The 9,393-nt window shown below is 72.5% G+C and carries 6 protein-coding genes; 4 read left to right on the top strand and 2 right to left on the bottom strand.

What is annotated here, in order from left to right; genetic code table 11:
• Positions 1–1,194, top strand: a 1,194-nt coding sequence (locus ACWEPL_RS57395) for an N-acetylmuramoyl-L-alanine amidase (RefSeq protein WP_452441641.1), incomplete at its 5' end; no start/stop codon positions are given.
• 344 nt (positions 1,195–1,538) lie between these two features.
• Here the strand turns inward: ACWEPL_RS57395 and ACWEPL_RS57390 are convergent.
• The gene (locus tag ACWEPL_RS57390; protein ID WP_350742859.1) at positions 1,539–2,519 is read right to left on the bottom strand and encodes a helix-turn-helix domain-containing protein; all 981 of its coding nucleotides are present in this window, start codon (positions 2,517–2,519) and stop codon (positions 1,539–1,541) included.
• Between the two features lie 34 nt (positions 2,520–2,553).
• Positions 2,554–3,507, bottom strand: a complete 954-nt coding sequence (locus ACWEPL_RS57385; protein WP_363979851.1) for a LuxR C-terminal-related transcriptional regulator — start codon at positions 3,505–3,507, stop codon at positions 2,554–2,556.
• A 115-nt stretch (positions 3,508–3,622) separates the two neighbouring features.
• Here ACWEPL_RS57385 and ACWEPL_RS57380 point away from each other — a divergent pair, with 115 nt between their 5' ends.
• The 3 genes from ACWEPL_RS57380 to ACWEPL_RS57370 all read left to right on the top strand — a co-directional run bounded on the left by ACWEPL_RS57380 (position 3,623) and on the right by ACWEPL_RS57370 (position 9,311).
• On the top strand, positions 3,623–7,456 hold the full coding sequence (locus ACWEPL_RS57380) for a S8 family serine peptidase (protein ID WP_452441640.1): 3,834 nt from the start codon (positions 3,623–3,625) through the stop codon (positions 7,454–7,456).
• Between the two features lie 122 nt (positions 7,457–7,578).
• Positions 7,579–8,469, top strand: coding sequence for an ABC transporter ATP-binding protein (locus tag ACWEPL_RS57375; RefSeq protein WP_363979856.1), 891 nt, complete (start codon positions 7,579–7,581; stop codon positions 8,467–8,469).
• The gene (locus ACWEPL_RS57370; protein ID WP_363979859.1) at positions 8,466–9,311 is read left to right on the top strand and encodes an ABC transporter permease; all 846 of its coding nucleotides are present in this window, start codon (positions 8,466–8,468) and stop codon (positions 9,309–9,311) included. The genes ACWEPL_RS57375 and ACWEPL_RS57370 overlap by 4 nt, the downstream gene beginning before the upstream one ends.
• Positions 9,312–9,393 lie beyond the last annotated feature (82 nt).

Here is a 9,393-nt window from a genome sequence, read left to right as displayed (position 1 = left end):
GCCAAGACCCTCGACAAGGCCGCCACGCTGACGAAGAAGTCCGCTTCGGCGCTGAAGTCGGACGACGCGACGAACATCGCGGGCGGCGCGGCCGTGCTGCGTGCCCTCGCCGACGAGCTCAAGCTGGACGCCACCGCCCGCAAGGACGCGGGCAAGTGGTACCAGGCGGTCGCCAAGTACGGCGGCGCGTCCTCGCCCGCGGTGGCCCGGTTGTACGCCGACACCGTGTACGAGCAGCTCGCCAAGGGCGTGAACGCCAAGACGCCCGCCGGCGAGACCGTCACCGCGCCCGCACGCGCCGTGACGCCCGACCGCGGCCCTTACGCCAAGGCGGACGACCTGGACAAACCCAGCACGCTCGCGGCGAGCACCGACTACCCGGGCGCCGCGTGGGCTCCGGCGCACAGCAGCAACTACGCCGTCTCCAACCGGCCCACCAGCGACGCGATCGACCGCATCGTCATCCACGTGGCGCAGGGCACCTACGCCGGGACGATCTCCTGGTTCCAGACCGGGCCCCGGCCGAACCCCACCTCGGCCCACTACGTCGTCCGGTCCTCCGACGGCGCCATCACCCAGACGGTGAGGGAGAAGGACCGGGCCTTCCACGCCGGGAACTACAACCGGCGCTCGGTCGGCATCGAGCACGAGGGCTGGGTCGACAACGCGACGTGGTTCACCGACACGATGTACCGCGCGTCGGCGGCGCTGACCCGCAACATCGCCGACCGGTACGGCATCCCCAAGGACCGCACCCACATCGTGGGCCACAGCGAGGTCCCGGAGGCCGACCACACCGACCCGGGCCAGTACTGGGACTGGACCAAGTACATGCAGTACGTCACCGGTGGCGGCGGCGGGGGCACCAACCCGCACACGCCGGAGTCGGTGTGCGGCACCGGCTACAAGGTGATCGACTCGAGCGCGCTGGGCACGGCGGGCACGGTCTACCTGCTGTACAACGCGGACAACGGGAACAACTGCGTGGCCACGATCAAGAAGACCTCGCTGGGCACGGCCACCGCCACCACGGCCTTCCTGGAGGTCGAGGACAAGGCCCGGGTCACCGACACCGGCAACTTCGAGTACTACGCCGGACCCGTCCGGGCCGCCGCCGCCGACAAGTGCGTCAAGTGGGGCGGCAAGGCAGGGGCGAGCACGTACGAGAGCCCCTTCGAACACTGCGGAAGCTGACCCTCTGAGCTGTGGCCGGATCGCGCGGGCTCGCGATCCGGCCACAGCCATGTCTTCCCGGAAAACCACACCCCCGATCGGCGCCTTCGAGGGGCCTTCCCGCCGTCGGAGGCCGGCGTCCCTCGTGGAGGCGCGCACTGGCCGGCGCGGTGCGCCCGTACCCCCTCCCCCGACCACCCAAGACGCCTCCTGCTCCTCCACCCTGGTCAGTGGGGGAGGGGCTCTCCCGCCGTCAGGGGCGGGGTCTCTTGGAGGGAGGGCCGGTGCTGTGGTCGAGCGCGTCCTGACACTCCCACTCCCCGAAGGACCGCACCCCGGTCGGCGGGGGAGTGGCTCTCCCGCCGTCAAGGGGACGGTGGTGGGGGTGGTTGGGAGAGGGCGGCCTGGACGCCGGCCTGGAAGCGGGTGCGGGCGCCGAGCCGGGACATCAGCTCCGCGATCCGCCGCTCCGCCGTGCGGTGGCCGACCCCGAGCTGGCGGGCGATGGCCTCGTCCGTGAGCCCCGACAGCAGGAGCGCGATCAGCCGCGCGTCGTCCCGGGAGTCCCTGGGGGGCGGGTTGCGGACGGACGGCGCCAGCCCGAGCGGCAGCGCCCGCTGCCACAACCCCTCGAAGAGCCTGATCAGCGCCTCCAGCAGCCCCGACGGATGGATGACGAGCGCCGCCACCGCGTCCGCCGGCTCGTGCCTGAGCAGGAGCAGCGCCAGCCGGTCGTCCACCACGTACAGCTTCATCGGCAGCTCGGGCAGCACCCGCGCCTGCTGGCCCGCCCCCACCATCTCCTCGATCTGCCGTAACGCGCCCTCGGCCGCCACGAAGTCCCGCTCGTAGATCATGCGGCTGGTGATCCCGCGCTCCAGCAGCTCCCGCTGCGCGGCCACGCTGCCCAGGGGGTCGAAGTACGGCCGCCTGGACAGGCACCGGAGCTGCTGCCTGGCGGCGCGCTGGATCTGGGCGTGCCGCTGCTCGACCGCCCGCCGCCCGGTGACCACCTCGACGACCACCGGGGGCGTACGCTCGCGGGCGCGCTCCTGGAAGACCTCCTCGAGCTCGCGGGCGCGTTCGCGGACCCGCAGCAGGTCGCGTTCGGCGGCGAGCAGGAGGACGTCGAGCGCCATCTCCGGGGCGACGGCGGCGTAGGCGGGCGGAGGCCCCGGGGAGGTGTTGAGCAGGCCCTTGGCCTCCAGCGACGCGAGCAGCGGCTGCAGGTCGGCGCGCGGCCAGGCGGCGGCCAGCTCGGCGAGGGTGGCGGGGGAGCGGTCCAGCAGCACCTCGTACAGCGCCTCCTCATCGGGCCCGAGCCCGATCGCGCCCAGCGAGGTCACGGCTCACCCCCATCCGTGCCGAGCCCAAGGGGGGTCATAACGCGTCCCCGTCCAGCCAGCCGCGTACGACCGCCTGGTAGCCCGCCTGGAAGCGGGTGCGCGCGTCGAGCCGGACCATCATCGCGCGCACGTGGCGGCGTACCGTCCGGTCGCTCCACCCGAGGTGGGCGGCGATGGCCGCGTCCGTCAGCCCCGCGGTGAGCAGCGGCAACAGGTCCCGCTGCGCGTCGGCGGGGCCGGTCGCCTCGGCCAGCCGCCCGTGCCTGACCTGCAGCGGCACGGCCCGCTCCCAGTACATCTCGAACAACGCCGACAACGCGTCCAGCAGCGTCGAGTCGTGCACCACCAGCGCGGACTCCACCACGTGCTGGTCGTGGCGGAGCGGCATGATCGCCATGGGGAGGTCGTTCAGCGCGAGCTTGACGGGCACGTCGCCGACCCTGGCCTGCTCGCCGGCCGCGACGTAGCGGGTGATGAGCGAGAGGGTGCCCGGCACCTCCATGGCCCGCCGGTCGTACAGCGCACGGTACTCGACACCCCGCTCCAGCAGCTCGAACTCCACCTCGTTGCCACCCATGGGCGTCGCGTACGGCGGCGCGTCGAAGACGCTGATCTGCCGCCGCGCGCTCTCCTGGAGCCGCCGGAACCACCGGCCCACCGCGTCCTTGCCGATCACCACCTCGACCAGGTCGGCGGAGTCCCCGTCCGGCACCGAGCGGTGGAAGCGCGCGGCGAGCTGGGCGGCGCGGTGGCGGGCCGCGGCCAGCTCCCGGGTGCGCGCCCGGATGAGCGCGTCCAGCCCCATCTCGGGAGAGACCGCAACGTAGCGCGGCGGGTCCTCCGGGAGCCGGGTGATCAGCCCCAGCTGCTCCAGCCTGGCGGCCGTGGAGGCGGCGTGCCCCAGCTCGGCGAGCGCGGCGGGGGAGCGCTCCACCAGCGCCTCGTACAGTGCCTGCTCGGCGTACGAGAGCCCGATGATCTCCAGCACGATCACAGCATGTCCTATTTCCGCACATGGCGGGAAGAGGACTCACAATCGTCTTTCGCGGCTTTACTGCGATCTGTCATGGTTCCCGGGGACACGATGATCTCTGAGGAGACGCATGATCGGCCGGTCGCTTGTCGCGTTGGGGGTGCTGCTTTCCACCGGGATGGCCGCCCCGACCCCACCTCCCGCTCCCTCCGTGCCGCCGCCGGTCGTCGGCGCGGCGGGGGAGTCCGCGAAGAGGATCACATTGATCACCGGGGATGTGGTCACCTACAGTACCGCCCCGGACGGCAGCCCGCAGGCCCAGATCCAGCCGGCCCGGCGTCCGGACGGCGCCCCGGTGTTCTTCATGTCGGTACGCGAGCCCGCCGCGTACTACGTCTACCCCACGGACGTGATGGGCCTGGTGTCGGCGGGACGCCTGGACAGGGGCCTGTTCGACGTCGCGTACCTGGCGGCCAACGGCTACTCCGACGCGGAGAGCCCCACCCTGCCCCTGATCGTCCAGCACGGGTCGCAGCAGCGCATAGCCGGGGCCCGCACCCTGGCCAGCATCGACGCCGCCGCCGTGAAGGTGGACAAGAAGGCCGCCGGGCAGTTCTGGTCCGGGGTCAGCACGGCGAGGACCGCGTCCGAGAAGATCTGGCTCGACCGCAAGGTCCAGGTCTCGCTCGACAGGAGCGTCAAGCAGATCGGCGCGCCCGAGGCGTGGGCGGCCGGGCTCAAGGGCGCGGGCGTCAAGGTGGCCGTGCTCGACACCGGCATCGACGCCACCCACCCCGACCTCGCCGGCCGCATCGCCGCGGCCGAGAACTTCAGCTCCGAGAAGACCGCCCAGGACGGCCACGGCCACGGCACGCACGTCGCCTCCATCATCGCGGGCAACGGCGCCAAGTACCGGGGCGTCGCCCCCGAGGCGTCGCTGCTGGTCGGCAAGGTGCTCAACAACTACGGCAGCGGCCTCTCATCCGACATCATCGCGGGCATGCAGTGGGCGGTCGACCAGAAGGCCCGCGTGGTCAGCATGAGCCTCGGCGGCTGCTGCCCCGGCCCGGACAACCCCCTCGACCAGGCCCTGAACAAGCTGTCCGCCGATTCGGGGGCGCTGTTCGTGGTCGCCGCGGGCAACGACGGCGAGAGCCGCCAGGTCGGTGCCCCGGGCACCGCGGCCTCGGCGCTCACGGTCGCCGCCGTGGACCGCGACGACAAGCTGGCGTCCTTCTCCAGCCGGGGCCCCACCGCGATCGACTACAGCCTCAAGCCCGACATCAGCGCCCCCGGCGTGGACATCGTCGCCGCCCGCGCGGCCGGCACGTCCATGGGCGAGCCCGCCGAGGACGGCTACACCACCGCGTCCGGCACCTCGATGGCCACCCCGCACGTCGCGGGCGCCGCCGCGCTGCTCGCCCAGCAGCACCCCGACTGGACGAACACCCAGCTCAAGGCCGCTCTCACCAGCTCCGCCCACGGCGACGGCCAGGACGCCTACGAGCAGGGCGCCGGCCGCGTGGACGTCGCCCGCGCCGTCAAGCAGCAGGTGCGCGGCTCCGGCGGCATCGACTTCGGCTTCCTGCCCTCACCCCAGAACGGCCCGGTCACCAAGACCCTCACCTACACCAACGACGGCGACCAGCCGGTCACCCTCACGCTGAGCACGGGCGTCAAGGCGCACCGGGGCGGCGACGTGCCCGCGCGCACGCTCACCGTCGACCGCGACACGGTCACCGTCCCCGCGCACGGCACCGCGCCGGTCTCGGTCACGTTCGACCCCGCGGGCCCCGACACCTGGTACGAGGGCTCCGTCCGCGCCACCGGCGAGAACGGCCAGGTCCAGGTGAACACGGCCGTGGGCGCGTTCGTCGAGCCGAAGAAGGTCACCGTCCGGGCCCGGGTGGTGCTGCCCGACGGCGCGAGCGCCCCCATGGAGAACCCGTGGATGTTCATGCGCACCGACGACCGCGACGACCTCCAGTACGCCTACACCCCCGCCTCGGGCACCGAGACCGAGGCCCAGGTCTACCCCGGCACCTACACCGTGCTCACCGCGCTGGCCTGGCGCGGCGCGGACGGCGCATGGGTCCAGTCGCTCCCGTCCGACCCGCAGATCGAGATCACCAAGGACACCACGGTCACGCTCGACCTGCGCAAGGCGCGCAAGGTGTCCGTGCGGACGCCGCGCGAATCGGAGACCCGCCTCTCGCAGTACGCCTACCGGCGCACCGCGGCCAACGGCGTCGGCTACGTCGACGTGCAGTCCCTGTACCCGCAGTACGGGCTGGACAACTACGTGATGCTGCCCACCCGCAAGGTCACCCAGGGCACGTTCACCCTCAACGCCCGCTACCAGCTCGGCGCCCCCGCCATCACCATGACGGTGCCCGGCGGCCCCCGCATCACCCCCCGTTACCAGGACATGGCGCCGCAGACGCCCAAGCTCGACGGCCGCAGCAGGCTCTCGCTGGTCTACGCCGGCAAGGGCACCGACTTCGGCGGCCTGGACGTGCGCGGCAAGCTCGTCCTGCTCAACCTGGAGGACCTCTGCCCGGCCGTGGCCTGCACGGGCAACGCCCTGGACCGGGTCAAGGCCGCCCAGCAGGCGGGGGCCGTGGGAGTCCTCGGGTACGGGGCCGTCAACCGGGCCTTCCTCGACCCGGCGGGCAGCTGGCCCACGTACCCGATTCCGACCATGAGCCTGACCGCCGAGCAGGGGCGGGCCCTGGCAGCCCTGGCCGGGCGCCGGCCGGTGACCGTCACGGCGGAGGGCGTCGCGACCACGCCGTACCTGTACTCGCTGATGCTGCCCGAGCAGGGCCGCGTCCCCGCCGACCTGTCCTACTCGGTCAGGACGGGCGACCTGCAGCGCATCGAGGACCGCTTCCACGCCGACCGGCCCGGCTCGGTCGAGCTGAGCACGTCGGCGGGGATGGTGCGGCCGGCCAGGTTCGCGAACACGTGGTCCATGGAGCACACCGTGCGGGCGCAGACGACCTTCACGGAGTACGTGGGGCCCGTCTCGCCGGACGTCGTCTGGACCCGCACGAACACGATGAACTACGACGAGGGCGGCGACTTCTACAACAGGCGCGCGCTGTCGGCGACCGCGGTGGACATCTTCGCCACCGCGGGCACGCGGACCGAGCCGTGGGGGATCCAGCCCCGCGTGCCGGGCAACGTCGTCGTCTCCGACGCGGTGCTCCGCTCCGGGACCGCCCAGTGCTTCCCCTGCCGGACGAAGGACACCTTCCTGTCGGCCCTGCCGATCATGGGGCCGGTGCCGAACCACCAGGAGGCGTTCGCGTACAACGCCAACTTCCAGGGTGACAAGCATGGCGGAAAGGACGAGCTGCGCCTGTACCGCGACGGGCGGGAGGTCCCGCTCGTCGAGGCGACGGTCGTGATCGCCATCTTCGCGATCATCGTGCCGACCTTCACCCTCCCGGAGACGGAGGCCGCCTACCGGCTCACCGACAAGTTCCACACCCCGAACCCGTCCCAGCTGTACGCCAAGGACGTCGAGACCGCCTGGACGTTCAAGTCGAAGCGGCCCACCGGCGGGATGCAGACCACGGACGACGGGCTCTGCCTGGCCTGGTTCGCCACGGGCAAGCTGGCGCCGTGCGAGCCGGTCCGGCGGCTCAACCTCCGCTACGACGTGCCTCTCGATCTGGACAACCGCCTCAAGGCGGGCACGCCGCACCGGATCACCGTCACCGGCTACCACGGGTCCTACGGCACCCCGGACGCGAAGGTCAGGGACGTGAAGCTCTCGGTCACGTTCGACGACGGCGCCCATTGGACGCCGGTCCGCGTCTCGGCCTCCGGCCAGGCCACCGTCACACCTCCCGCGCTGGCGGCCACCACGGGCGCCGTGGGCCTGCGGGCCCAGGCGACGGACGCGGAGGGCAACACCGTCGAGCAGACCGTCCAGCGGGCGTACGGCCTGAAGTGACCTCGCACGGCCGCGCCAAGCAACCCGCGTTGACTAAGTCGAAATTAGTCAACTAGGGTTGCTTGCGCGGCCGGGCTCTCCGGGCGCCACGCCGAGGCGTGCTCCCATGAGAGGCGAGATCCATGACGACGAGCGAAGTCGTGCTGGACGTCGAGGGCCTGCGGATGCGTTACGGCCCCGCCGACGTCCTGCACGACGTGACCTTCCGGGCACGCCGGGGCGAGGTGGTGTGCCTGCTCGGCCCGAACGGCGCGGGCAAGACCACCACGATCGAGATCCTCGAAGGCTTCCGCATGCGGTCGGCCGGCCGGGTCGAGGTGCTGGGCACCGATCCGGCCCGCGGCGGCGAGGACTGGCGGGCGCGGGTCGGGGTCGTCCTGCAGTCCTGGCGCGACCACGGCAAATGGCGGGTGCGCGAGCTGCTCGAGCACCTCGGCCGCTACTACGCCGCGTACGCCACCGAGACCGTCGCCCGGCCGTGGCCAGCCGACCGGCTCATCGCGGCGGTCGGCCTGACCGAGCAGGCGGAGCACAAGATCAGGACGCTCTCGGGCGGCCAGCGGCGCAGGTTCGACGTGGCCGTCGGCCTCGTCGGCCGCCCCGAGCTGGTCTTCCTCGACGAGCCCACCGCCGGGCTCGACCCGGTGGCCCGGCGCGCCTTCCACGAGCTGGTCCTGGAGCTCGCCGCCGAAGGTGACACCACGATCCTGCTCACCACCCACGACCTGGCCGAGGCCGAGAAGCTCGCCGACCGCATCATGGTGCTCGACGGGGGCCGCATCGTCGCGGACGGCACGGTCGCGCAGCTCGCCCAGCAGATCGCCGGCCAGGACGAGGTGCGCTGGACCCGCGACGGACAGCGCTTCGCCCGGTCGGCCACGGAGGCGACCCGGCTGGTGTTCGACCTGTTCAAGCAGTACGGCGAGGAGATCGAGGACCTCGAGGTGCGCCGCGCCTCGCTGGAGGACACCTACCTCTCCCTCGTCCGGCAGGCGGAGGAGGCGGCCCGATGAGCCCGACCGCGACGGCCTGGCGGGCCGGCTGGTCCCGCGGCCTGATCGAGCTGCGGCAGTCGTTCACGAACGCCGCCGACCTGTTCGGCCACTTCCTCTGGCCCGTGCTGATGCTGGTCACCACGTACTTCCTGCGGAACGTCTCCTTCGGGCAGAGCGGGCTCTCCCTCGGAGCCCTGGCCCTGCCGAGCATCCTCGGCATGAACGCCGGGATGTCCATGGTGAGCATGAGCCAGCACCTCACCGCCGACCGCGAGGACGGCACCCTGCTGCGCGCCAAGGCCACGCCGCACGGGATGACCGGCTACCTGCTCGGGAAGATCATCCTCGTCGCCGGCGGCCTGGTCGCCGACCTCGCGATCTTCCTGGTTCCCGGCATGTTCCTGGTGCCCGGCCTGGCGTTCGGCGACGCGGGCGCCTGGCTGACGGTGCTCTGGGTGCTCGTGCTGGGGCTGGTGGCGACGCTGCCGCTGGGGGCGGTGCTGGGCTCGGTGTTCGTCAGCGCCCGCAGCCAGGGGCTGATCCAGCTCCCCGTGCTGGGCCTGATCGCGATCTCCGGCATCTTCTACCCGATCACGGCGCTGCCGGAGTGGGTGCAGTGGATCGCGCAGGCGTTCCCGGTCTACTGGCTCGGGCTCGGCATGCGCTCGGCCCTGCTCCCGGACGCCGCGGCGGCCGTCGAGATCGGCGGGTCCTGGCGGCCCGTGGAGACGGCCGGGGTGCTGCTGGCCTGGGCCGTGCTCGGCCTGGTCACGGCCCCGTTCGTGCTGCGCAGGATGGCCCGCGGGGAGTCGGGCTCCAGCGTCGCGGCCCGCCGCGAGCAGGCCCTGCAGCGGATCTGACGCGCCCTGCGACGCCGCGAGAAGGCCCGGCGGCGGGGACGCGGGTGGCGGAAAGCGGGTGGCGGAAACCCGGCGCTCGGCA

The organism is Nonomuraea sp. NPDC004186 (assembly GCF_053603495.1).
This window is presented reverse-complemented; position numbering and strand designations above follow the sequence as displayed.